Origin of the sequence: Micromonospora sp. ANENR4 (genome assembly GCF_015354395.1) — a bacterium.
Taxonomy (GTDB): Bacteria; Actinomycetota; Actinomycetes; order Mycobacteriales; family Micromonosporaceae; genus Micromonospora; species Micromonospora aurantiaca.
Genome location: NZ_JADKYQ010000013.1, coordinates 41,931 through 62,849 on the forward strand (window position 1 = coordinate 41,931; position 20,919 = coordinate 62,849).

23 protein-coding genes are annotated in these 20,919 nt (G+C 72.5%); 12 read left to right on the top strand and 11 right to left on the bottom strand.

Annotation, left to right across the window (positions count from 1 at the left end; translation table 11 throughout):
• Positions 1 to 30: 30 nt before the first annotated feature.
• From IRY44_RS22650 to serS, 3 genes are all read left to right on the top strand, one after another.
• Positions 31 to 1,206 (top strand): trans-acting enoyl reductase family protein, encoded by a 1,176-nt coding sequence (locus IRY44_RS22650; protein WP_194802248.1) that lies wholly within the window; start codon positions 31 to 33, stop codon positions 1,204 to 1,206.
• 31 nt (positions 1,207 to 1,237) lie between these two features.
• The gene (locus tag IRY44_RS22655) at positions 1,238 to 2,332 is read left to right on the top strand and encodes a MerR family transcriptional regulator (RefSeq protein WP_194802249.1); all 1,095 of its coding nucleotides are present in this window, start codon (positions 1,238 to 1,240) and stop codon (positions 2,330 to 2,332) included.
• Positions 2,333 to 2,760: 428 nt separating this feature from the next.
• Entirely contained in the window at positions 2,761 to 4,044 is a 1,284-nt protein-coding gene (gene serS, locus IRY44_RS22660) for a serine--tRNA ligase (RefSeq protein WP_194802250.1), read from the top strand.
• On the opposite strand, the gene IRY44_RS22665 is transcribed toward serS, so the two are convergent.
• The 4 genes from IRY44_RS22665 to IRY44_RS22680 are packed head-to-tail and all read right to left on the bottom strand — an operon-like array spanning position 4,031 to position 8,729.
• Complete coding sequence (locus IRY44_RS22665; protein WP_194802251.1) at positions 4,031 to 4,975, bottom strand: cytochrome c biogenesis CcdA family protein; 945 nt, start codon at positions 4,973 to 4,975, stop codon at positions 4,031 to 4,033. The two genes, serS and IRY44_RS22665, sit on opposite strands and share 14 nt — an antisense overlap.
• Positions 4,972 to 5,559, bottom strand: coding sequence for a redoxin family protein (locus tag IRY44_RS22670; RefSeq protein ID WP_194802252.1), 588 nt, complete (start codon positions 5,557 to 5,559; stop codon positions 4,972 to 4,974). Before IRY44_RS22670 ends, IRY44_RS22665 begins: the two co-directional genes overlap by 4 nt.
• A gap of 15 nt (positions 5,560 to 5,574) precedes the next feature.
• A complete protein-coding gene (locus tag IRY44_RS22675) occupies positions 5,575 to 7,041 on the bottom strand; it encodes an NADH-quinone oxidoreductase subunit NuoF family protein (protein WP_194802253.1) in 1,467 nt (488 codons plus the stop codon).
• Entirely contained in the window at positions 7,038 to 8,729 is a 1,692-nt protein-coding gene (locus IRY44_RS22680) for a hypothetical protein (protein WP_281599983.1), read from the bottom strand. Before IRY44_RS22680 ends, IRY44_RS22675 begins: the two co-directional genes overlap by 4 nt.
• Positions 8,730 to 8,966: 237 nt before the next feature.
• Here IRY44_RS22680 and IRY44_RS22685 point away from each other — a divergent pair, with 237 nt between their 5' ends.
• Entirely contained in the window at positions 8,967 to 10,412 is a 1,446-nt protein-coding gene (locus tag IRY44_RS22685; RefSeq protein WP_194802254.1) for an alpha-amylase family protein, read from the top strand.
• Between the two features lie 98 nt (positions 10,413 to 10,510).
• Positions 10,511 to 11,401 (top strand): L,D-transpeptidase, encoded by an 891-nt coding sequence (locus IRY44_RS22690; protein ID WP_194802255.1) that lies wholly within the window; start codon positions 10,511 to 10,513, stop codon positions 11,399 to 11,401.
• 42 nt (positions 11,402 to 11,443) lie between these two features.
• On the opposite strand, the gene IRY44_RS22695 is transcribed toward IRY44_RS22690, so the two are convergent.
• A complete protein-coding gene (locus IRY44_RS22695) occupies positions 11,444 to 12,187 on the bottom strand; it encodes an SDR family NAD(P)-dependent oxidoreductase (protein ID WP_194802256.1) in 744 nt (247 codons plus the stop codon).
• 138 nt (positions 12,188 to 12,325) lie between these two features.
• Here IRY44_RS22695 and IRY44_RS22700 point away from each other — a divergent pair, with 138 nt between their 5' ends.
• From IRY44_RS22700 to IRY44_RS22710, 3 genes are all read left to right on the top strand, one after another.
• Positions 12,326 to 13,177: an alpha/beta hydrolase gene (locus tag IRY44_RS22700; protein ID WP_194802257.1), complete on the top strand. Its 852-nt coding sequence runs from the start codon at positions 12,326 to 12,328 to the stop codon at positions 13,175 to 13,177.
• 88 nt (positions 13,178 to 13,265) lie between these two features.
• Positions 13,266 to 13,475 carry a type II toxin-antitoxin system VapB family antitoxin gene (locus IRY44_RS22705; protein ID WP_194802258.1) on the top strand — a complete coding sequence of 70 codons (210 nt, stop codon included), beginning with the start codon at positions 13,266 to 13,268 and terminating at the stop codon, positions 13,473 to 13,475.
• Positions 13,472 to 13,891: a PIN domain nuclease gene (locus tag IRY44_RS22710; protein WP_194802259.1), complete on the top strand. Its 420-nt coding sequence runs from the start codon at positions 13,472 to 13,474 to the stop codon at positions 13,889 to 13,891. Before IRY44_RS22705 ends, IRY44_RS22710 begins: the two co-directional genes overlap by 4 nt.
• Before the next feature lie 68 nt (positions 13,892 to 13,959).
• Here the strand turns inward: IRY44_RS22710 and IRY44_RS22715 are convergent, their stop codons facing one another.
• The 3 genes from IRY44_RS22715 to IRY44_RS22725 are packed head-to-tail and all read right to left on the bottom strand — an operon-like array spanning position 13,960 to position 14,734.
• Complete coding sequence (locus IRY44_RS22715; protein ID WP_194802260.1) at positions 13,960 to 14,172, bottom strand: hypothetical protein; 213 nt, start codon at positions 14,170 to 14,172, stop codon at positions 13,960 to 13,962.
• The gene (locus IRY44_RS22720) at positions 14,169 to 14,423 is read right to left on the bottom strand and encodes a hypothetical protein (protein ID WP_194802261.1); all 255 of its coding nucleotides are present in this window, start codon (positions 14,421 to 14,423) and stop codon (positions 14,169 to 14,171) included. Before IRY44_RS22720 ends, IRY44_RS22715 begins: the two co-directional genes overlap by 4 nt.
• Entirely contained in the window at positions 14,420 to 14,734 is a 315-nt protein-coding gene (locus IRY44_RS22725; RefSeq protein WP_194802262.1) for a DivIVA domain-containing protein, read from the bottom strand. The genes IRY44_RS22720 and IRY44_RS22725 overlap by 4 nt, the downstream gene beginning before the upstream one ends.
• A 273-nt stretch (positions 14,735 to 15,007) precedes the next feature.
• Between IRY44_RS22725 and IRY44_RS22730 the strand changes: the two genes are divergently transcribed.
• Positions 15,008 to 15,844 carry a helix-turn-helix transcriptional regulator gene (locus IRY44_RS22730; RefSeq protein ID WP_194802263.1) on the top strand — a complete coding sequence of 279 codons (837 nt, stop codon included), beginning with the start codon at positions 15,008 to 15,010 and terminating at the stop codon, positions 15,842 to 15,844.
• A gap of 13 nt (positions 15,845 to 15,857) precedes the next feature.
• On the top strand, positions 15,858 to 16,064 hold the full coding sequence (locus IRY44_RS22735) for a DUF397 domain-containing protein (RefSeq protein WP_370584991.1): 207 nt from the start codon (positions 15,858 to 15,860) through the stop codon (positions 16,062 to 16,064).
• Between the two features lie 30 nt (positions 16,065 to 16,094).
• Here the strand turns inward: IRY44_RS22735 and IRY44_RS22740 are convergent, their stop codons facing one another.
• Positions 16,095 to 16,709: a DUF6082 family protein gene (locus tag IRY44_RS22740; RefSeq protein ID WP_194802264.1), complete on the bottom strand. Its 615-nt coding sequence runs from the start codon at positions 16,707 to 16,709 to the stop codon at positions 16,095 to 16,097.
• Positions 16,710 to 16,860: 151 nt separating this feature from the next.
• Here IRY44_RS22740 and IRY44_RS22745 point away from each other — a divergent pair, with 151 nt between their 5' ends.
• Positions 16,861 to 18,000: a site-2 protease family protein gene (locus tag IRY44_RS22745; RefSeq protein WP_194802265.1), complete on the top strand. Its 1,140-nt coding sequence runs from the start codon at positions 16,861 to 16,863 to the stop codon at positions 17,998 to 18,000.
• A 22-nt stretch (positions 18,001 to 18,022) separates the two neighbouring features.
• On the opposite strand, the gene IRY44_RS22750 is transcribed toward IRY44_RS22745, so the two are convergent.
• Positions 18,023 to 19,249, bottom strand: coding sequence for an FAD-binding protein (locus tag IRY44_RS22750; RefSeq protein WP_269697442.1), 1,227 nt, complete (start codon positions 19,247 to 19,249; stop codon positions 18,023 to 18,025).
• A 67-nt stretch (positions 19,250 to 19,316) separates the two neighbouring features.
• On the opposite strand from IRY44_RS22750, the gene IRY44_RS22755 reads away from it, so the two are divergent.
• Entirely contained in the window at positions 19,317 to 19,754 is a 438-nt protein-coding gene (locus tag IRY44_RS22755) for a hypothetical protein (RefSeq protein WP_194802267.1), read from the top strand.
• A gap of 167 nt (positions 19,755 to 19,921) precedes the next feature.
• Here IRY44_RS22755 and IRY44_RS22760 read toward each other — a convergent pair whose 3' ends face one another.
• Positions 19,922 to 20,851: an LLM class F420-dependent oxidoreductase gene (locus IRY44_RS22760; RefSeq protein ID WP_194802268.1), complete on the bottom strand. Its 930-nt coding sequence runs from the start codon at positions 20,849 to 20,851 to the stop codon at positions 19,922 to 19,924.
• Between the last annotated feature and the right edge of the window lie 68 nt (positions 20,852 to 20,919).

The window sequence follows — 20,919 nt, forward strand, 5'->3', positions numbered from 1 at the left end:
GGTGAGCGCCGTGGATGGCACACTCGGCGGATGCGCGCAGACCGTCCGTACGACCTCGTCCTGTTCGGCGCCACCGGCTTCACCGGCGGGCTGACCGCCGAATACCTGGCCCGGCACGCGCCGGACCGGCTGCGCTGGGCCCTCGCCGGGCGTAACCCGGACAAGCTCGCAGCGGTACGGGACCGGCTGGCCGCGATCGACCCGGCCCTGGCCGAGCTGCCGCTGCTCACCGCCGACGTGACCGACCCGGCGTCGCTGCGCGCGGTGGCGCAGAGCGCCCGGGTGGTCGCCACGACCGTCGGCCCGTACGTGCACCACGGCGAGCCGCTGGTCGCCGCATGCGCCGCGGCCGGCACCGACTACCTCGACATCACCGGCGAGCCGGAGTTCGTGGACCGGATGTACGTGCGGCACCACGCCGAGGCGGTGCGCACCGGGGCACGCCTGGTGCACGCCTGCGGCTTCGACTCGATCCCGCACGACCTGGGCGTCTGGTACACGGTCAAGCAACTGCCGGCCGACGGGCCGATCGCCGTGGACGGGTACGTCCGGGCCGGTGGCCGGTTCTCCGCCGGGACGTACCACTCGGCGCTCACCGCGTTCTCCCGTACCGGTGAGATGAGCCGCGCGGCGCGGGCCCGCCGGGCGATGGAGCCCGGCCCGGACGGACGCCGGGTCCGCGCGGTCCCGGGCAAGGTCGGCCGGGTACGCGAGTTCGGCCAGTGGGCGGTGCCGCTGCCCACCATCGACCCGCAGGTGGTCCGCCGATCCGCGGCGGCCCGCCCGGAGTACGGCCCGGACTTCCGCTACCGGCACTTCGCGGCGATGAAGCGGCTGCCCACGGTGCTGGTCGCGGGCGTCGGGCTGGCCGGTGTGGTGGGGCTGGTGAAGGTGGCGCCGACGCGGCGGTGGCTGCTCGGGCGGCTCGCCTCCGGGCAGGGGCCGACCGCCGAGCAGCGGGCCAGGTCGTGGTTCCGGGTGCGGTTCGTGGGCACCGGCGGCGGCCGGCGGGTGGTGACCGAGGTGGCCGGCGGCGACCCGGGTTACGACGAGACGGCCAAGATGCTGGCCGAGTCGGCACTCTGCCTGGCCTTCGACGACCTGCCGGAGACCGCCGGGCAGGTCACGCCGGTTGCGGCTATGGGTGACGCGCTGCTGGACCGGCTGGTACGAGCGGGCATCACGTTCCGCACGCTGCCGGCGTGAGGTTGACCCTCGACCCGCTTGAGGTCACAGGATGACGGCTGTGGAGAGCGAGCTTCGCAGCATCGGCGAACTGGCCCGGGCCAGCGGGTTGACGGTCAGCGCACTGCGGTTCTACGACCGTTCCGGGGTGCTGGCCCCCGCCCGGGTGGACCCGGTGACCGGCTACCGCTGGTACACCGAGGAGCAGGTGGGCCCGGCCCGCCTGGTGGCCGGGCTGCGCCGGGTCGGGATGCCGCTGACTGGCATCGCCGAGGCGCTGCGGAACCGGCACCGGCCGGCCGAGGTGCACCGGCTGCTGGACGCGCACCTGCGCCGCCTGGAGGACGGCCTGGCCGACGCGCGTCGCGAACTCTCCCGGATCCGTAGCCTGATCGACCCGGAGGAGACCATCGTGACCACCCGCCTCGTGCTGTCCCGCACCGACCTCGCCGCCGCCGTGGACGCCGTACGCTTCGCCGTCGGCGCCGACCCCGGCCTGCCGGTCCTGTCCGGCGTGCTCGTAGAGGTCGAGCCGGACGGTGTCCGGCTGGTCGCCACCGACCGGCACCGGCTGGCAGTGGCCCGGGTCGGCGGCACCGTCGACGGCCCGCCGGTGAGCGCGCTGCTGCCGGTCGCATTTGTGGACGACCTCCGCGCGCTGCTGGACGCCGACGGCGCCGAATCCGCCGACGTCGTCGTCGCCACCGACCGGGTGACCGTCACGGTGGCGGGCCGGCCGCTCACCGCGGTGCCGCTGCCGTACGACTTCCCCGACTACCGGCGGCTGCTGCGGGCGCAGCTCGGCGACGTACCCGCGTACCGGATCCCGTTCGACGGCGCGGCGCTGCGGGCGGCGCTCACCGCCGACGGCGTCCCGGTCTGTCACCGCGCGCACGAGGGCGCCGAGCACGAGGTGGTGGCGCTCGGTCTGGACGGCCGCGGCGAGCTGCGCCTGGTCGACCCGAACGGCGCGGGCGGCGGCGCGGATGCGCTTCGCGTGGCGGTCAACCGGGAGTACCTGCTGGACGCCCTGGGGTCCGGCGACGGCCAGCTCGTGCTGGAGCTGGACGGCCCGATCGCCCCGCTGGCCGTGCGGCGGCCCGACGACGCGCACGCCTTCTCGGTCCTGATGCCGGTACGCCTCTGACGGTGCGCGCTCACCGGTGCCGGCACCCGCATAGCGACAGCGATCCGTGACCGTGCGTGACGCCGCTGCCCTCCCGCGTGCTTCACCCCTTGCGCACTTTGCTCTGCAGCCATCCGCGCGACGCTGACGCTCCGTCGAACGCCGCGTCGGTGGCTGCAGAGCAAAGTCGCCGGAGAGGCATGTCCGCCGGAGAGCGGAGCCGCGAGGTTGACCAGGTCAGCGGGCTGGCGATCCGCAGCGAGGCCGCACGGGCACCGGAGCACCATCACGGAACGTGAGCACGCCCCGTCGACGGCTGAACCACCACACACCGTCACCGGAAAGGGCCTCGCGGCGGCGGGCTGCGCGGGCCGGGCCAGGGCGGCGGGGGCGCGACGGTAGCATCTGGAGGTCCCACCTGACTGCCTGGACGGAGGCGTACGAGCAGCATGCTCGACATGGAGTTGATCCGGAAGGATCGCGAGGCGGTGGCGACCGCGCTGGCGAAGCGTCTGGATCCCGCCGAGGTCACCCGGGCGCTGGACGACATCCAGCGGCTCGACCAGGAACGACGCGCCCTGATCACGGAGATCGACGCCGAGCGGCAGCGCCGCAAGGCCGAGGCGCGCGCGTACGCGGAGGCGAAACGGTCCGGCGGCACGCCGCAGCCGGTCGCCCCGGAGGCCGAGCGCAAGCAGCTCGCGGAGCTGGAGTCCCAGCTCGACGAGGTGCAGTCCCGGCTCCGCTCGGCGATGAGCGAGCTGCCCAACCTGCCCGCCGACGACGTGGTCGCCGGGGGCAAGGAGGCCAACCGGGTGGTGCGGACGTTCGGTGCGGCGCCGGCCATCGAGAAGGTACGCGACCACGTGGAGCTGAGCCGTGCGCTCGGCCTGGTCGACCACGAGCGGGGCGTGAAGCTCGGCGGCTCGGGCTTCTGGATGTACACCGGTCTCGGCGCCCGGCTGGAGTGGGCGCTGGTGAACTGGTTGATCGAGCAGAACATCCAGGCCGGCTACGAGTTCCTGCTCCCGCCGCACCTGCTGCTGGACAGCGCCGGTTTCGCCGCCGGGCAGTTCCCGAAGTTCCACGACGACGTCTACCACATCGACAAGCAGTCGTCCTCGCGCGGCCAGTTCCTGCTGCCCACGGCGGAGACGGCGATCCTCGGCGCGTACCAGGACGAGATCCTGGAGACGCCGAAGCTGCCGTTGAAGGCGTTCGCGTACACGCCGTGCTACCGGCGCGAGGCGGCCGGTTCGCACTCCGACGAGCGGGGCACCGTACGCGGCCACCAGTTCAACAAGGTGGAGATCTTCCAGTTCACGCTGCCGGAGCAGGCGGGCGAGGCGCTGGAGGCGATGGTCGGGCACGTCGAGGGCCTGGTCGGCAAGCTCGGTCTGCACTTCCAGACCAGCCTGCTCGCCGCCGGTGACGCGAGCGCCTCGATGAAGAAGACGCTCGACGTCGAGGTGTGGATGCCGAGCACCGGCAAGTACAAGGAGGTGTCGTCGGTCTCCTGGGCCGGCGACTACCAGGCGCGCCGGGCGGCGATCCGCTACCGCGAGCCGGGCGCGAAGCAGACCCGTTTCGTGCACACGCTCAACGGTTCGGCGCTGGCCACCAGCCGCCTGTTCCCGGCCATCCTGGAGCAGTGCCAGCAGCCCGACGGCTCGGTGGTGGTCCCGGAGGTCCTCCGCGACAAGCTCGGCACCGACCGCCTCACCGCGCGCTGACCCGCTCCCCCGCCCCCGCCGCTCCCCCGCGATCTTGCACTTCCGGCCCGCGAGAAGTCCGCTTCACCCCTTCTGCCCGGGCGCCAACTGCAAGATCGCGGGAGCGAGGGCGGGGGCGGGGGCGGGTGAGGGCGGCGAGGAGGAGCAGGAGCAGCGCCGCGAGGACGGCGGGGCCCAGCGTGTCGACGGCGCTCACCAACGACTGCTGGATGCGGGCGGCGGTGCGGATGACCGGGTCGGTGAAGGCGTCGTAGCGGCCCTGGGCGAGGCGTACCTCGTACCAGCCGTACCAGGCGACGTAGCCGCCCGCGACCAGCAGCACCAGGCCGCTCAGCCGCGGCACCCACGCGCCCGCGCCGCGCAGCAGCGCCACGACCCGGCCGCGCAGCAGCGCCACGGCGAGCGCGGCCACGCCGACCACGAGCGCCATCCCCAGCGCGTACGCCCCGAACAGCGCCAGCCCGCGCAGCGGCGACCCGGCCCGCAGGCTGGTCACCACGATCGCCAGGAACGGCGCGATCGCGCAGGTCAGCGACGTGAGCGCGTACGCCGCACCGAAGAGCACCGTGGACGGCCAGGTGCGGGTGAGCCGGGGCGCGACGCGCAACGGGCGCGGCGCGGGCAGCCGCCGGCCGGTGAGCAGCCAGCATCCGGCCAGTGCCAGCAGCACGCCGAGCGTCAGCGTCAGCCACGGCAACCGGGGCCGCAGCCAGTCCGCCGCCGGTGCCAGGGCCAGCCCGAACGCGCCGAACACCAGCACGTACCCGAGAGTGAGCCCGGCCGTCGCGGTGAGCGCGCGGCCGACCGTGCCGCGCCCGCCGTCGGGGCCGGCCACCAGCAACGACAGGTACGCGGGCAGCATCGCGAAGCCGCACGGGTTGACCGCGCCGAGCATGCCCGCGGTCAGGGCGAGCAGCAGCGCGCCGGTCATCCCCGGGCCAGCGTCTCGACCTGCCGGGTCAACGCCTCGCCGTCCAGGAATCCCTGGTGGACGACCCGGCCGGTGCGGTCCAGGACGACGAACGTGCTCTGCTCGGCCACCTTGAACCGGCGCCACAGCGCGCCCGCCCGGTCGTCGATCTGTGTCGTGCCGGCCAGGTCGAACTCGCTGACGAACGACTTCATGGCCTTCTGCTCGCCGAGTCCGGCGACGCCGACGATGGGGACGGTGTCGCGGTAGGCGGGGGCGATCTCGGCCACCGTCCACGCCTGGCTGGCGCAGGTGGCGCACCAGGGCGCCCAGAACCAGAGCACTACCGGCCGCCCGGCCAGGGCGGCGGCGTCGAACGCCGTACCGTCGAGGGTCTTGCCGGTGAACGACAGCGCGGCCGGCACCACGGCCGGTGACGCGGACGCCGGTGCGGATGCCGACCCGGACGGGGAGGCGGCGGCCGGGGGCGCCGGGGCGACCGCTGCGTCCCGCGCGCCGGGCTCAGGCCCGGCGGCGCAGGCGGTCACGGCGGCGAGCGTGGCGGCCAGCAGGGCGGCGGCTGTGACACGAACGGCGGTACGCATCGGCGGCTCCTGGTTCTACTCGGCCCGGACGAGGCGGAGCGCGAGTTCGGGACAGACCTTTACCGCCTTGAGCGCGCCCTCACGCAGCCACGTCGGCACCGGGGTGGGCGGGAACGCCGGGTAGCCGTTGCCGTCGAGCCGGATGAAGTCCGGCACCACGTGCGCGCAGAGTCCGTGACCGTCGCAGCGCGACCAGTCCAGGGTGAGCTTCTGCGGGTTGGCGTCGGGCGCGCCGGGCAGGCCCATCATGCCCTTGACCCGTTTTCCGCAGCCCTCGCCGGTGGCGTGCAGCCGCAGGTCGTCGGCGAACACCTCCATCGCGGACAGTGCGAACCGGGCGGTGCCGTCCGGGTGGCTGCACGCGCCGCGTCCCTTGACGTCGCCGGCCGCGGCCCGGACCAGTTCGACCGGTGCGCTGCCGGAGACCGCGAGGTCGACCGAGCGGGCCAGGTCGGGCAGGCCCATCTTGCACGGGCCGCACTGCCCGGCGGACTCGCCCGCGAGGTAGCGCACCACCTGCGCGGCCTCGCCGAGCGGGCAGGTGTCGGCACCGAGCGGCACGATGATGCCGGCGCCGAGCGTGCCACCCACGGCGGTGAGCCCCTTGCGGGACACCTCGGCCCGCTCGGCGGCCGCCGCGGTGATCCACTTGCCGTGGTAGCCGCCCATCAGGATGCCCGGGCCGGGCGGCACCTCGCACAGGTCGAGGATCTCGCGCAGCGGGGTGCCGGCGGCGCACTCCACCACGGCCGGACGCTTCGCCGACCCGGTGACGGTGAGCAGCACGGTGCCCGGCTCGTCGTCGGTGCCGAGCGCGGCGTACTCGTACGGGCCGATCCGGGCGGCGACGGCGAGCTGGGAGTACGTCTCGGCGTTCGACAGCAGCGTGGGCAGCCCGCCGACGCCGGAGTCGCTGGAGCGCTTCTTCGTGCCGGGCGGGATGTGCGGCAGGCCGTTGATGCCGTTGACGAGCGCGCCGCCCTCACCGGAGATGAACCGGTGCGGCACGGTGACGATCGTGGTGGGCACCGGCATCCGCCGTTCCCGCAGCGCCTCGGTCAGCGAGGGCCGGCCCACGTCGTCGTCGGCGACCCCGATCACGATCTCCTCGGCGTCGAGCGCGAACGCGGCGAGCGCGGCGCCGTCCAGGATGAGGTGCGGGGCGCGGGTGAGCAGCACCTTGTCCTTCCAGCTCGCCGGCTCCCCCTCGGTGGCGTTCACCACCACCACGGCGCCGAGGTCCTGCCGCTCGCAGGACTCCAGCACGGCGCGCAGCTTGCGGGCGAACGGGAAACCCGCGCCGCCCTTGCCCTTGAGGTCGATGGCTTCGGCGAGCCGCAGCAGCGCGGCCGGTTCCATCGGGCCGATCGGGCCGTGCACCTCCTCGTGGGCGAGCAGGTCGAGCCGGCCGAACTCGGCGAACCCGGCGGTCAGGCGGGGCTCGCCGACACAGGCGACCGGCGGGACGGTCGTACGCGTCACCGCGCCTCACCCCGCAGCCCGGCCCAGTACGCGCCGTCGACCGCGTCCGCGTCGGCCCGCTTGCGACGGCTGGACCGGCTCTCCTTGCCCGCGCGCATCGCCCGGCGGGAGGCGAGGTCGACGAGCGTCGGGGTGTCGTCGACGAACGCCTCGTCGGCGGCGTAGCGGGCCGGCGGGCGCCAGTAGTCCGGCTCCTCCGGCACGTCCTCCTCGTCCCGGTAGCGGCGGCCGGATCCGCTGAGCGGTTCGGCCGTGACCGGGGTGCCGGAGATGGGGCCGGCCGAGATCGGCTCACCGGAGACCGTGCGGGTCTCCCAGCGGCGCGGGCTGTCCCACGGCTCCTCCGGCTCGTCGGTGGCGCGCGGCGGCGCGGAGTAGCGGGCCACCTCGGCGGCGGTGGCGTACCGGCCGCTGTCCGGGGGTGCGGAGTGGCGGCCGCCGGTGTCCGGCGGCGCCGAGTGCCGGCCGCCGCTCTCCGGCGGCGCGGAGTACCGGGCCACCAGGTCCTCGTCGTCGCGGGAGCGGCGGCTCACCCGCTCCTCGGTCCGGGAGCGGCGGGTCACGCGTTCCTCGTCGTCGCGGCGACGGCGGCGGGGCCGTTCGCCGCCGGTCCGGCGGGCCGGCGCCACCTCCTCGTCGCGGGCGCGGGCGACGGGCTCGCGCTCCTCGTCGCGGCGGCGGGCGGCTGCTGCGCGGACCGGTTCGCGCAGCGACCCGGGTTCCGGCACCACGGGTACGGCGAACCGCTCCGGGTCGCGCCGCCGGGCGGTGCCGGCCGGGGCGGTCCAGGTGGCGCTCGCCTCGGCCCAGCGGCCCCGGCCGGCGCCCTTGTCCTCCTTGTCGGCGGCCTTCTTGCGGGTGAGCGCGGCGAACACGCCGGTACGCTCCTCGCCCTTGCCGGCCATCGCCTTGTTGAGCGCGACGGCCTGGTGCTGCTCGCGGCTGCGCTTGCCGAGGTGGACCGAGACGCGCACCAGCAACGCCATCACCACGAGCACCACGCAGGCGAGGTAGCTCAGCACCACCCAGCCGGCGGCGGGCCGGCCGGCGTTGAGGCCGTGTACGAGCGCGAACGGCCAGGACACGTACGCCATCGAGTGCAGTCCGCGCCAGAACCACTTCGGACCGACGCCGGCGAACCGGACCCGGACCAGCCCGGTCCAGAGCACGCCCACCATCAGCAGCGCGGCGACGGTGCCCAGTCCGACGTAGAGGCCGCTGCCGCTGAGGAACGGCACCACCGCGTCGGTCGGTCCGGCCCGGCCGATCGCGACCTTGGTGATGACGTGGAAGACCAGCCCGGCCACGCCGAGCACGCCGGTGGCGCGGTGTGCCGACTGGAGCAGCACGCGGTGCCGGATGAGCAGCACCAGGCGGTCGGTGGCGAGCAGGCCCAGCATCACGGTGATGCTGAGCGAGACCAGGGCGACCACCCCGGCGAAGAACTCGGTGAAGAAGAATCCGTACGAGTACATGACGCCGCCGGCGCCGGCCAGCTCCACACCCGCCCACGCGAGGCCGAGCGCGGAGGCGGTCAGCGCCACCATCGCGGACTTCGACATCGTCCGGGCACCACGGCTGGTGCTGGTGGTCCGGACGGTCGTCGCCTTCTCGTTCTGCTGTGCCCGGGCCATCTGCTCCTCGATCGTCTCGCGGCGGCGCCCCCACCGGCCGACCCTGCTCCCCACTCAGGTACGGAGGGACGGCGCGGACGGATCACCTCCGGTGGCGAATTTCTCGGCCGGTTTCTCGAACCGTCCGGACCGGACGCGCGTGTAGCGCCTGACGCAACGACGGATGCCCATGCGTTGACAGACTTTGCAACAGGCTCGTAACCTTGCCGCAAAATTTCAGTCCGGTTGCAAGAAGCCGGCACTGATACAGGCTCCACTCCCCCGCATCCCCCGCACCCCGCAGGAGTCCTGATGCATCGACGCCGATGCCGCGCCGCGGCGCTCGCCCTGAGCCTGGCCGCGAGCCTGCTCGTTCCCCTCACCGCGGCGGCACCCCCGGCCGCCGCCGCCACCCCCGGCGCCAAGAAGGTCATCGTCCAGCTCTTCGAGTGGAACTGGACCTCGGTCGCCGCCGAGTGCACCAGCACCCTGGGCCCGAAGGGCTACGGCTACGTTCAGGTGTCCCCGCCGCAGGAGCACGTCAACAGCAGCCCGTGGTGGGTGTCGTACCAGCCGGTCAGCTATCGGATCGAGTCCCGCAAGGGCACCCGGGCGCAGTTCCAGTCCATGGTGAACACCTGCCACGCCGCGGGCGTCAAGGTGATCGTCGACGCCGTGGTCAACCACATGTCCGGCCAGGAGAACGGCGGCACCGGCTGGGCCGGCTCGTCGTACGGCCACTACAACTACCCGGGCGTCTACTCGGCGCAGGACTTCCACTACTGCGGCCGCAACGGCAACAACGACATCGCCAACTACAACGACCGGTACGAGGTGCAGAACTGCGAGCTGGTCAACCTCGCCGACCTCAAGACGGAGTCGGACTACGTGCGCGGCCGGCTGGCCGCGTACCTCAACGACCTGCTCTCGCTCGGCGTCGACGGCTTCCGGCTGGACGGCAGCAAGCACATGCCGGCCGCCGACATCGCCGCGATCAAGGCCAAGCTGAACCGCAGCGCGTACCTGGTGCAGGAGGTCATCTACGGCGCCGGTGAGCCGATCCAGCCGACCGAGTACACCGGCAACGGCGACGTGCACGAGTTCCGGTACGGCAAGGACCTGGCCCGGATGTTCAACAACGAGCGGCTCGCGTACCTGAAGAACTTCGGCGAGTCCTGGGGCTACCTGTCGAGCGCGAAGGCGGTGGTCTTCACCGACAACCACGACACGCAGCGTGATGGCGGCGTGCTGACCTACCGCAACCGTGGCACGTACGCGCTCGCCAACGCGTTCATGCTCGCCTGGCCGTACGGCACCCCGGCGGTCATGTCGAGCTTCACCTACAGCGGCCGGGACCAGGGCCCGCCCGCCGACGGCAGCAACCGGATCACCAACGTCACCTGCTACTCGGGCTGGGAGTGCGAGCACCGCTGGCCGGTGATCGCCAACATGGTCGGCTTCCGCAACGCCACCGAGGGCGCCGGGGTCTCCAACTGGTACGACAACGGCTACCAGCACATCGCGTTCAGCCGTACCGGCAAGGGATATCTGACCATAAACGACGAGGACAGCGCGGTGAACGGCCGCTCGTACTACACCGGGCTGCCGGCGGGCCGCTACTGCGACGTCGTCCACGGCACGTTCAGCAACGGCTCGTGCAGCGGGCCGGTGATCACGGTGGACTCGTCCGGCTGGTTCGCCGCGAACGTCCCCGCGCACGACGGGATCGCCCTCCACATCGGCGCGAAGCTGAGCTGATCCAACCGGCGCGAAGCTGAGCTGAGCCACCCGGGCCGCGAAGCCCTCGTACCCGTAGTACCGGGTACGGGGGCTTCCGGTCGGTTACAGTCGGTTTCGTGCTGTTCGACCGGTTCGCCACACGTCGGCCTCCCGGCTGGCTGATCGCCGCGCTCGCCGTACCGCTGCTGCTCGTCACCGCGCTGCTGGTCGGCCGCGCGCTCACCGCCGCGCCCGCGCGCCAGGCGACGCCACCCGCCGCCGCACCCCCTGCCACGACCGCCGCGCCGAGCCCGTCGCCGGTGGAGTCGGTGCCGCCCGCCGCGCCGCCGCCGGACGACCTGCCGGTGGTCACCTACGACCCGGCGCCGCGCGGCTTCCCGCCCGACCCGGACCCGGCCGACACCCGCCCGCTGAGCGAGGGGCTGCGCCCGAACCGAAACGTGGCCGCCTACGACGCACCGGGCGGCCGCCCGCTGGCGTTCCTCGCGCCGACCATCAGCGGCGTACGGCTCACCGTGCCGATCGTCGACCGCCGCTCCGGCTGGACGGCGGTGCTGCTGCCGTCGGCGAACCGCACCATCGCCTGGCTGCCGTCGGGTGGCTGGACCACAGTGGTGCTGCGCGACCAGATCGTGGTGGAACGGCGCACCCACCGCCTCACCTGGAGCCGGGACGGCCGCGCGATGCGCACCTGGCCGGTCAGCCTCGGCATGTCCGGGCAGCTCACCCCGCTGGGCCGTACGTTCGTGCTGGGCCGCACCCCGCCCCCGCAGGCCGTCTACGGCGGCGTCGACATCTTCGCCCTCGGGGCGATCCCCGACGACCCCGGCGCGGTGCCGACCGGGCTGCGCGGCGCCCACATCGGACTGCACAGCTGGTACAACGACGAGACGCTCGGCAGGAACGTCACGAACGGCTGCATCCGGCTGACCCGCAGCGCCCAGCGCCTACTGCTGACCGAGGTCGAGCCGGGCACCGCCTTCGTGGTGGTCGACCGCCTGCCCTGACCGGACTCACCCCAGCAACCGGCCGTTGGCCTGGGGGTCCGATCAGGCCGTCGCGCCGCCGTCGATCGCGATCGACGCGCCGGTGATGTGCCGTCCGCCGACGCCCACCAGGTGACTGACAGTAGCCGCCACGTCGTCCGGCTCCGCGTACCGGCCGAGAGCGATGTGCGACCGCTGCCCGTCCGCGCCGACGCTGTCCGCCGGGTTCATGTCGGTGTCGGTCGAGCCGGGCAGGATCAGGTTGACGGTGATCCCACGCGGACCGAGTTCCCGGGCGAGCGCCCGGGTCAGCCCGTTCACGGCGCTCTTGGTCATCGCGTAGGCGCTCACCCCGGGCGCCGGGACACGACTGGCGAAGCTGCTGCCGATGTTGACGATCCGCCCGCCCGCACCCATGTGGCGCACCGCCGCCTGGGTGGCGAGGTAGACCCCGCGCACGTTCACCGCGATCGCCCGGTCCAGGGCGTCCAGGCTGACCGACTCGATCGGCCCGCCCGCGAACACGCCGGCGTTGTTGACCAGGATGTCCAGCCGCCCCAACTCGGCGACGGTCCGCTCCACGGCGCCGACCACGGCCGACGCGTCGGTACTGTCCGCGTTGATCGCCAGGCCGGTCCGCCCGTACGCCTCGATCTCGGCCACCACGGACTTCGCGCTGTCCTCCGCGGTGCGGTAGGTGAACGCGACGTGGATGCCGTCCTCGGCCAGCCGGCGCACGACGGCGGCGCCGATTCCCCGGCTCCCACCCGTCACCAGGGCGACCCTGTCGGCAAGTCTGACCGTCATGTCCTCATCCTGACAGTCGACTCAGGACAGCGATCACCCGGGTCACCGGCCGTTCCCCGACTGTTCGATCAGACAGGATTGCCGGCACCCCAGGCCGGGTACGCGCGGGCCAGCCGGCGGCGAAACGGGGAGGCGGACATGAGCGCACCGACGGGACGGGTCGACACGATAGTGCTCATCCACGGGCTCTGGATGACCTCGCGGAGCTGGGAGCACTGGGCGCAGCGGTACTCAGCGCGCGGCTTCCAGGTGCTCACGCCCGCCTGGCCCGGGATGGACCGCGAGGTGGAGGAGCTGCGGGCCGACCCCGCGCCGATCGCCGCGCAGCGCATCGCCGACATCGCCGACCACTACGCGGCGATCATCAGGGACCTGCCGCGCCCGCCGATCATCATGGGCCACTCGTTCGGCGGCCTGATCGCCCAGTTGCTGGCGGACCGCCGCCTCGGCGCCGCGGTGGTCGCCGTGCACCCCGCGCCGGTACGGGGTGTGCTGAAGCTGCCGCCCAGCACGCTGCGCTCCGGGTACTCGATCCTGCACAACCCGGCGAACCGGCACCGCGCCGTGCCGTTCACCCCGGAGGACTTCCGGTACGCCTTCGGCAACACCATCAGCCAGGAGCAGTCCGACGCGGCCTGGGAGCGGTACGCCGTACCGGGCGCCGGGCACGTGCTGTTCGAGGCCGCGTTCGCCAACCTGGACCCGAACTCGGCCACCGAGATCGACAAGAAGCGCAGCGACCGCGCCCCGCTGCTGATCACCGCGGGCGGCGAGGACCACGTGGTGCCCGCAACCTTGGCCAGCTCGATCGCCAACCTCTACCGGAGTTCGACGGCGCTCACCGGCTACCGGGAGTTCCCCGGCCGGTCGCACTTCGTCGGCGGCGAACCGGGCTGGGAGGAGGAGGCGGACTTCGCGCTGGAGTGGGCGGTCGAGGCGGCGAACGAGTTCTCCCCGACGGTGGTCGCCGAGGCCCCGCGACGGCGCTGACCCAGCCCGACACCTCCGCATGCGTATATCAAGAAACCGAAAACTTGATATCATCACCTCGTTCGCCCGCTGGACGAGGAGGCATGCCATGTCCCGCACCATTCTCGACGTCGACGATGAACTCCTGGCCGAGGCCGCCGAGATCCTCGGTACCGGCACCAAGAAGGCCACCGTCAACGCCGCGCTTCAGGAAGTGGTCAACCGGGAGAAACGGCGGGAGTTCGCCGACTGGCTCAAGAGCGGCGGCCTGCCGGACCTCACCGACCCGGGGCAGGCGTCGAAGCCCGAAGCGGCATGACGCGGGAGCGCTACCTCCTCGACAAGTCGGCGCTGGCCCGGTGGCCGAAGCCCGCCGTGGCACCGGTCCTGGACGAGTTGTCCGATCGCGGCCTGCTGGCGGTCTGCGGCGCCATCGAGATCGAGGTCGTGCACAGCGCCCGCTCGGCCAAGGACGCGAAGCGCGCTCGGTGGCTGCTCCGCGGTTTCGACTGGCTCGCCATGCCCGACGACATCTGGGATCGTGCGATCGACGTCCAGGTGCAGGCGCTGCACAAGGGCAACCACCGAGCGCTCTCGATGGCCGATCTGCTGATCGCCGCGACAGCCGAACGGCATGGCGTGACCGTTCTGCACTACGACGGTGACTTCGACCTGATCACCGCGATCACCGGCCAGCCGACGACGTGGGTCGTCCCGGCCGGAAAGGCCGACTGACCGACTCCGGGCCTCGATGCCGGGTGGGGCCGCCGGGAGTAGCGCCGAGGTGTCCAGGACGAGCCCGTTCACGCGCCAGCCGCCCTGTCGCCCCCGAATTGGCGCAGCCACTCCATGTTCCGGTCGTGCTGCTCGTCGGTGATCGGCGGCTGTTGTGCCAGCCTCCGGCGGGCCCGCTCGACGTCCTCGTCGGTCACTGCATAACCGATGTTCTCGACCGCGGCTCGTGCATATTCCGCTTCCGGTTGCGGGCGTCCGACGCTGCTCCGGCGCATGCTCATCGCGGCCGGAACCGCCGGGAGCACTCGTCGTCGTGTCCGGGCCGTAGCAGACACCGCTGCCCACCGGGCAGCAACCGGTCGCAGAACACCCAGTGACGGACGTTCTGGTCGTCCTCCGCCGAGACAGTGGTGCCGCCCGGCTCGGTCTGCGGCAGGACGTGGGTCCAGTGCGCCACCACGCGGGCCAGCCGCTGAGCGGAGAGCAGGTCGTTGACGACGACCGGCAGGTGGATCACCCATCGCTCGGTCATCTGTCGTATCCCCGTTCGTTGCGCGCCTGGGCCTGCTCCGACTGCCAGCGGCGCAGCGCGTTCTTGATCCGGTCCGTCTCCCGGCGGCTCTGCGCCAGTGCGTCGTAGACGGCGGACAGGTCACCGGCAACGCGGTCGAGGAACTCCCGCACCTCCTGCGGATCGAGCCCGCGCCGTCCCAGCGGGGTCGGCCGGAAGCTCCGCTCACGAACCTGCCAGGGGCGCAGCGGGTGGTAGGCGGAGGAGCGGTAGCAGGTCGATCCGAGGACCGACCGTCGGCGACGCCGGACACGCCGGAGGAAGACGCGCATGACAGGACCTGCCTCTCTCACCGTCGAGATCGAACCGTGGAAGGGCGGGCCCGCCGGCCCGCCCCGCACCGGCGGACCCACCCCGGCACCTGCCACCGCAGCCTTCGACCAGCAGTACGTCAGCAGGGCACAGCACGTGACTCAGGTCGACAAACCGGTAACCCAGCCGATCCGGCCACTCACCCATCGTGCAGCGAACTGCACCCTCTACGCAACTCCCGATTCGGGAGCGTGTCATTGCGAAGCTCGTCCGGTTCCGCCACACTGACCGGCATGACTGGAAGCCCGACCGTCCGACGTCGACGCCTGGCCGCTGCGCTGCGTCGCCTCCGTGAACAGACCGGCATGACCGCCGACCAGGCCGCCAAGGAGGTGGGCATCTCGAAGTCGGCGATCAGCCGCATCGAGAACGCCCAGGTGTCCGTCATGCCGCCGGTCGCCCGTGGGCTCCTTGAGCTGTACGGCGTGGAGGGCGACGAGGTGGACGCGCTCGTCCAGGTCGCCCGCGACGCCCGCAAGCGGGGCTGGTGGCAGGCGTACGACGACGTGCTGCCGGACTGGTTCGAGGTCTACGTCGGGCTGGAGGCCGAGGCGTCCGAGATCCGCGCGTTCCAGCCACAACTGATTCCGGGTCTGCTCCAGACCGCCGACTACGCCCGCGCGGTCATCCGCGCCGAGCATCCGGACGCTCCGAGCGACGAGGTCGACCGGCGGGTGGAGTTGCGCATGCGCCGTCAGGACACCGAAACTCCGCCGAAGCTCTGGGTGGTGCTGGACGAGGCAGCGCTACGGCGGCCGGTCGGCGGCGCGGAGCTGTTCGCGGCGCAGTTGCGGCGACTGGCCGAGGAGGCCGATCGGCCCGGCCGCACCATCCAGATCCTGACGTTCGGCGCCGGCGAGTACGGGTCGATGGGCAGCGCCTTCAGCGTGCTGGCCTTCCCCGAGCCGGCCGATCCGGGGGTCGTCTACGTCGAGACCCGCGCGGGTAGCCTCTATCTCGAAGGCCAACAGGTCAGGGAGTACAGCCGCGTCTTCGAGCATCTGGTCGCCACGGCGGCCGGCGCCCGGGAGTCGCGCGACCTCATCCTGGGGGCGATCGACGAGCTATGAGAGGACGGCGCGGGTGGACGAGGCCAACCAGGCGACGATGACCTGGCGCAAGAGCACCCGCAGCAACGGTTCCGGAGACTGCGTCGAGGTCGCCGACAACCTGCCCGGCGTGGTCGGGCTACGCGACAGCAAGGACCCGCGAGGTCCTATCCTCGCCTTCGACCCGGCAGCCTGGTCGACCTTCGTTGCGAGCGTCAAGCACGAGACGTTCCGGAACTGAACGCGGCAGGCATCGCCTGCCCACCCTGCCCTACGATCCGGTGCCCGAAGCCTCCGCGCTTCGTAGCTTCGCAAGGGCGCGCAGGTACTCGTCCTCCACAATCCGGTCGAACGCTGCTGGCTGCGCCCCCGCGTGCACGACCTCCCGCGTAAGTCGCGCCTGTTCCCAGAACCTCAAGCCGATCTCGGTGGCGAAGATGTCAGCTGCCAGCAGTCCTCGCAACTGACTCTCAGGCATCCCGCCCAGCTGCCAGGTCGCGGCCCAGAAGTTGAGGATCAGGTTGATGTAGGCCCGCTGCCTCCGCCTTTCAGGGGCAGGGTCCTGGGTCAGCGACCCCCAGCACTCCATCAGCACGGCATCATCTATGGCCATCTTCAGCAACAAGGCATGCTGGTCACGTTGCGCGTATTCCAATGCGATGCGGGCCTGCCTGTTTTGACTGATGGTGGTGGCGACCACACCCACGAGAGCCAGCGCAGAGAGAAGCATGGATACCGAGCCGTAGGCTTGGCCGATATTCGCCAAGCGCTCCCAGTCGGTACTCGGATCGAAGGCGTAGTCGATCAGGGGCGGGGAGAGCAGCAGCGCAAGCCCTCCCAAGAAGACCAACAACGCCCAGACGGCTACGCCGCGAACACTCCTCATCTACGCAAGGCTAGTTCTCTCATCAAAGTTGATCAATCATGTGCGCTGCCTCCTGGCACCCCGATCCTCCTGGCTCTGCACTCACCGCAGGTCCGGCACGCCGTGCAGCAGGTTCTGGTGTGCGGGTGGGTGCGCCGGGTATGACGGGAACATGAGGGCGAGTTTCCGTCTGGGTCGGATCGCTGGCGTACCGGTCGGCGTCAACTGGAGTGTCCTGGTCATCTTCGTGCTGATCGCGTGGGCGCTGTCGGCGAGCCTGTTCCCTTCCTCGTACCCCGGTCACTCCCCCGTCGCCTACATCGCGGCCGGCCTGGCCGCCGCCGTGGTCTTCTTCCTCGGCCTGCTCGCCCACGAGGTGGCGCACGCGGTGGTCGCCAAGCGCAACGGCATCGAGGTCGAGGGCATCACGCTGTGGTTGTTCGGCGGCGTCGCCGAGCTGAAGGGCGAGGCGAAGGACCCGGGCGCCGAACTGCGGATCGCCGGGGTCGGGCCGCTGGTCAGCCTGATCATCGGCGTGGTGTTCGCGGCGATCGCGGTGGCCGTCGCCGCCGCGGGCGGGCACGGGCTGCTGCTCGGCGCGCTGGCCTGGCTGGCCGGCATCAACGTGCTGCTGGCGATCTTCAACGTGCTGCCGGCCGCCCCGCTGGACGGCGGGCGGCTGCTGCGCGCGGCGGTCTGGAAGTTCACCGGCGACCGGACCAAGGCGTCGGTGGTGGCGGCCCGCGCGGGCTGGGTGCTCGGCGTCGTGCTGATCGGGCTGGGGCTGTGGCGGTTCTTCACCGGCGCCGGGTTCGGCGGGCTCTGGCTGGCGCTGATCGGCTGGTTCCTGCTCGGCGCCGCCGGCCAGGAGGAACGCGCCGCCCGGATGGGCGACGCGCTGCGCGGCATCCGGGTCGGCGACGTGATGACGCCGCAGCCGCAGACCGCGTCCGGCGACCTCACAGTGGCCGACTTCGTCGACCACTACCTTTTCGCGTACCGGCACTCGGCACTGCCGCTCACCGTCGACGGCAGGCCGGTCGGCCTGGTCACGCTCGATCGGGTACGCGGCATCCCGGCGGACCGCCGCGCGTCGACCACCCTGGCCGAGGTGTCCTGCCGGGCCGACGAACTGGTGCTCGCCCGCCCGGAGGAACAGCTCACCGACCTGCTGCCCCGGCTCAACGAGTGCACCGACGGCCGGGCGCTGGTGGTGATCGACGAACAGTTGGTCGGCATCGTCTCGCCCAGCGACATCAGCCGGGCGGTGCAGCGCGGCAGCCTGCGCCAGCAGGTGCCGGCTGGACGCTGATCCAGTCCCGAGGAAAGCCGGCTCAGTCCCGGAGGAAGTAGCGGTCCATCTCGGCGGTGCGGAACTTCCCCTTCGGGTCGAACTCGCGCAGCAGCGCGGCGAAGTCGGCGTGCCGGGGGTACGCGCTGGCGGGATCGCGGTCGAACAGCTTGCCCCAGTGCGGGCGCGGCGCGAACGGGGCGAGCCGCTCCTCCACCTCCGCCAGCACCGGCGCCACCGCCACCGGATCGCCGATCCAGGTGAAGTGCAGCGCCAGCGAGTCGCGCCGGAAGTTCGGGCTCAGCCACAGCTCGTCGGCGGCGATCGTCCGCAGCTCGCAGATCTGGAGCACGGCGGCGATCCGGTCGGCAATCGGGTCGAGCGCGGCGAGCGCCGCCGACGCGTCGGCCCGGGCCACGTGCCACTCGGACTGCAACTCGTCGCCGCTGCTCGGCGTGAATCCGAGCCGGAAGTGCGGCAGCCGCTCGTGCCACGGCCCCGGCTCGCCGAGCTGCGCCGTGCAGTGCTCCGGCGACATTCCGGGCACCGGGTGCCGGGGCGAGTCGGCGGCCACCGTGTCCAGCCAGTCGGCGGGCGGCGGCGCCTGGTCCGCGTACTGCTTCACCCACACCTGGTCGAAACGCTCCGAGCGCCACGAGGTGAAGACGCTGACGCTGTACGCGGCGTCGAGCGCCTCGTCCAGCGCCGCACGAGGCAGGCCGAGGCGGACGTGCTGGCGCACCGCGTACATGGGCACCACGTCGAGCGTGAGCCGGGTGACCACGCCCAGCGCGCCCAGGTTGACCACCATCCCGGCGAACCGCGGGTCACCGCGGTCGACGGTGATCAGGTCGCCGTCGGCGGTGACCAGTTCCAGCCCGGCGACGGCGGCGGCGAGGTTGCGGTTCCGCGCGCCGGACCCGTGGGTGGCGGTGGCGACCGAGCCGGCCACCGAGATGTGCGGCAGCGAGGCGAGGTTCGCCAGCGCGTACCCCTGAGCCTGGAGCGCGGTGGCCAGGTCGCCGTAGCGGACGCCGGCCGCGACGGTGACGGTGCCGCGCTCGGGGTCGAGCGCGACGGCCGGTGGCAGGCCGTCCAGCGCGATCTGGACGCCGGTGGTGTCGCCGAGCCGGTTGAACGAGTGGCCGGTGCCGACGGCCCGGACCAGGTCGGCCTCCGCGACCAGCCGGCGCAGGTCGTCGGTCGAGGTCGGCCGCGATCGGGTACGCGCCGACCAGCTGACGTTTCCGGCCCAGTTGGTGTCCGTCATGCGCTGCATCATGCGCCATCATGCGCCGGCAGGGTTGCCCCGGCCACTCGGCGGGAATCCTGGCGGGATGAGCAGCTACCGCGACCCGAGCCTCCGCGGCGACGTGTACCCGTCGGAGGAGGAGATCGACCCGACCGGCGTGGACCCCGACGCTGCGGAGATGCCGCCAGCCGGTGTGGGGCCCGTCGGTGTGGGATCGGCCAGTGTGGGAACCGCCGGTGTGGGAGTGCCGCCCGCCGCGACCGCGCCGGTGCCGGGGCCCACGCCGGAGCCCGAGCCGGACCCGGTGCCCCACCCGGGGCCGCCGCCGCGCCAGGTGTCCGGCCGGTCGATCGTGACCCGGCACCTGGACGGTTCCGTCGAGGTGGTGACGGACCTGGACGGCGACGGCGTGGCCGACGTGGTGCAGGTCGACCTGGACGGCGACGGTGTGCCCGACGTGACGTACCTGGACAGCGACCGCGACGGCCGCCTCGACACCGTCCGCCGCGCCACAGCGAGCTGACCCGTCCGCCGCCCACCCGCACGCCCCGCCCCAGCCCGCCCCAGCCCGCCCCAGCCCGTCGATCTTGGAGTTTTGGCGCCCGGATTGTCGCTCGAAGCGAGGCTTGTCAGGTGCCACAACTCCAAGATCGATGGGGACGGTCGAGCGGCGGGCGGGCGGGGGCCGGGTCAGATGTGGGGCATGACCTCGGCGGCTACCAGCTCCAGGTGGTCCAGGTCGGTCAAGTCGAGCACCTGGAGGTAGGCGCGGGAACTGCCCGCCTCGGCGTACCGACCGAGCGTCTCGACCACCTCGGCGGGCGTGCCGGCGGCACCGTTCGCGCGCAGCTCGTCCGGGTCACGTCCGATCGCCTCGGCGCGGCGCCTCACCTCGGCCTCGTTGCGGCCGCAGCAGAGCACGAGCGCGTTGGACCAGGTCATCGTGGACGGGTCGCGGTCGATCGCGGCGCAGGCGTCGCGTACCCGCCCGAACTGCGTGACGGTGTCCTCGACCGAGGCGAACGGCAGGTTGAACTCGTCGGCGTACCGGGCGGCCAGGCGGGGCGTGCGCTTCGGTCCCATGCCGCCGAGCAGGATCGGCGGGCGGGGGCGCTGCACCGGCTTGGGCAGCGCGGGCGAGTCGCTGACCGGGTAGTACGTGCCGGGGAAGTCGAACGTGGAGCCGGCCGGGGTGGACCAGAGCCCGGTGATGACGGCGAGCTGCTCCTCCAGCCGGTCGAACCGCTCCCCCAGCGCCGGGAACGGGATGCCGTACGCAGTGTGCTCCTCGGCGTACCAGCCGGTGCCGATGCCCAGCTCGACCCGGCCGCCGCTCATCTGGTCGACCTGCGCCACGGTAATCGCCAGCGGGCCCGGCAGCCGGAACGTGGCGGCGGTCATGAGCGTGCCGAGCCGGATCCGGGTGGTGTCGCGGGCCAGGCCGGCGAGCGTGGTCCACGCGTCGGTCGGGCCGGGGTCGCCGCTCACCGAACCCATCTTGAGGTAGTGGTCGGAGCGGAAGAACGCGGCGAAGCCGGTCTCCTCCGCGCGGCGGGCCACCGCGAGGAGCTGGTCGTATGTGGCCCCCTGCTGGGGCTCGGTGAAGATCCGCAGTTCCATCCCCCGAGCATATGGAGCCGGCCGGGCGCGGGCAGCGCGACCTGTCATTCCTTGCCAGGCATATAACC

What these genes read in the sequence shown, in the direction of transcription:
- IRY44_RS22745 (WP_194802265.1), top strand. Translation starts at nt 16,861, where the DNA reads ATGAGGGCGAGTTTCCGTCTGGGTCGGATCGCTGGCGTACCGGTCGGC.
- IRY44_RS22750 (WP_269697442.1), bottom strand. Translation starts at nt 19,249, where the DNA reads ATGACGGACACCAACTGGGCCGGAAACGTCAGCTGGTCGGCGCGTACC.
- IRY44_RS22695 (WP_194802256.1), bottom strand. Translation starts at nt 12,187, where the DNA reads ATGACGGTCAGACTTGCCGACAGGGTCGCCCTGGTGACGGGTGGGAGC.
- IRY44_RS22710 (WP_194802259.1), top strand. Translation starts at nt 13,472, where the DNA reads ATGACGCGGGAGCGCTACCTCCTCGACAAGTCGGCGCTGGCCCGGTGG.
- IRY44_RS22665 (WP_194802251.1), bottom strand. Translation starts at nt 4,975, where the DNA reads ATGACCGGCGCGCTGCTGCTCGCCCTGACCGCGGGCATGCTCGGCGCG.
- IRY44_RS22730 (WP_194802263.1), top strand. Translation starts at nt 15,008, where the DNA reads ATGACTGGAAGCCCGACCGTCCGACGTCGACGCCTGGCCGCTGCGCTG.
- IRY44_RS22755 (WP_194802267.1), top strand. Translation starts at nt 19,317, where the DNA reads ATGAGCAGCTACCGCGACCCGAGCCTCCGCGGCGACGTGTACCCGTCG.
- IRY44_RS22685 (WP_194802254.1), top strand. Translation starts at nt 8,967, where the DNA reads ATGCATCGACGCCGATGCCGCGCCGCGGCGCTCGCCCTGAGCCTGGCC.
- IRY44_RS22760 (WP_194802268.1), bottom strand. Translation starts at nt 20,851, where the DNA reads ATGGAACTGCGGATCTTCACCGAGCCCCAGCAGGGGGCCACATACGAC.
- IRY44_RS22705 (WP_194802258.1), top strand. Translation starts at nt 13,266, where the DNA reads ATGTCCCGCACCATTCTCGACGTCGACGATGAACTCCTGGCCGAGGCC.
- serS (WP_194802250.1), top strand. Translation starts at nt 2,761, where the DNA reads ATGCTCGACATGGAGTTGATCCGGAAGGATCGCGAGGCGGTGGCGACC.
- IRY44_RS22740 (WP_194802264.1), bottom strand. Translation starts at nt 16,709, where the DNA reads ATGAGGAGTGTTCGCGGCGTAGCCGTCTGGGCGTTGTTGGTCTTCTTG.
- IRY44_RS22655 (WP_194802249.1), top strand. Translation starts at nt 1,238, where the DNA reads ATGACGGCTGTGGAGAGCGAGCTTCGCAGCATCGGCGAACTGGCCCGG.
- IRY44_RS22720 (WP_194802261.1), bottom strand. Translation starts at nt 14,423, where the DNA reads ATGACCGAGCGATGGGTGATCCACCTGCCGGTCGTCGTCAACGACCTG.
- IRY44_RS22670 (WP_194802252.1), bottom strand. Translation starts at nt 5,559, where the DNA reads ATGCGTACCGCCGTTCGTGTCACAGCCGCCGCCCTGCTGGCCGCCACG.
- IRY44_RS22650 (WP_194802248.1), top strand. Translation starts at nt 31, where the DNA reads ATGCGCGCAGACCGTCCGTACGACCTCGTCCTGTTCGGCGCCACCGGC.
- IRY44_RS22725 (WP_194802262.1), bottom strand. Translation starts at nt 14,734, where the DNA reads ATGCGCGTCTTCCTCCGGCGTGTCCGGCGTCGCCGACGGTCGGTCCTC.
- IRY44_RS22700 (WP_194802257.1), top strand. Translation starts at nt 12,326, where the DNA reads ATGAGCGCACCGACGGGACGGGTCGACACGATAGTGCTCATCCACGGG.
- IRY44_RS22715 (WP_194802260.1), bottom strand. Translation starts at nt 14,172, where the DNA reads ATGAGCATGCGCCGGAGCAGCGTCGGACGCCCGCAACCGGAAGCGGAA.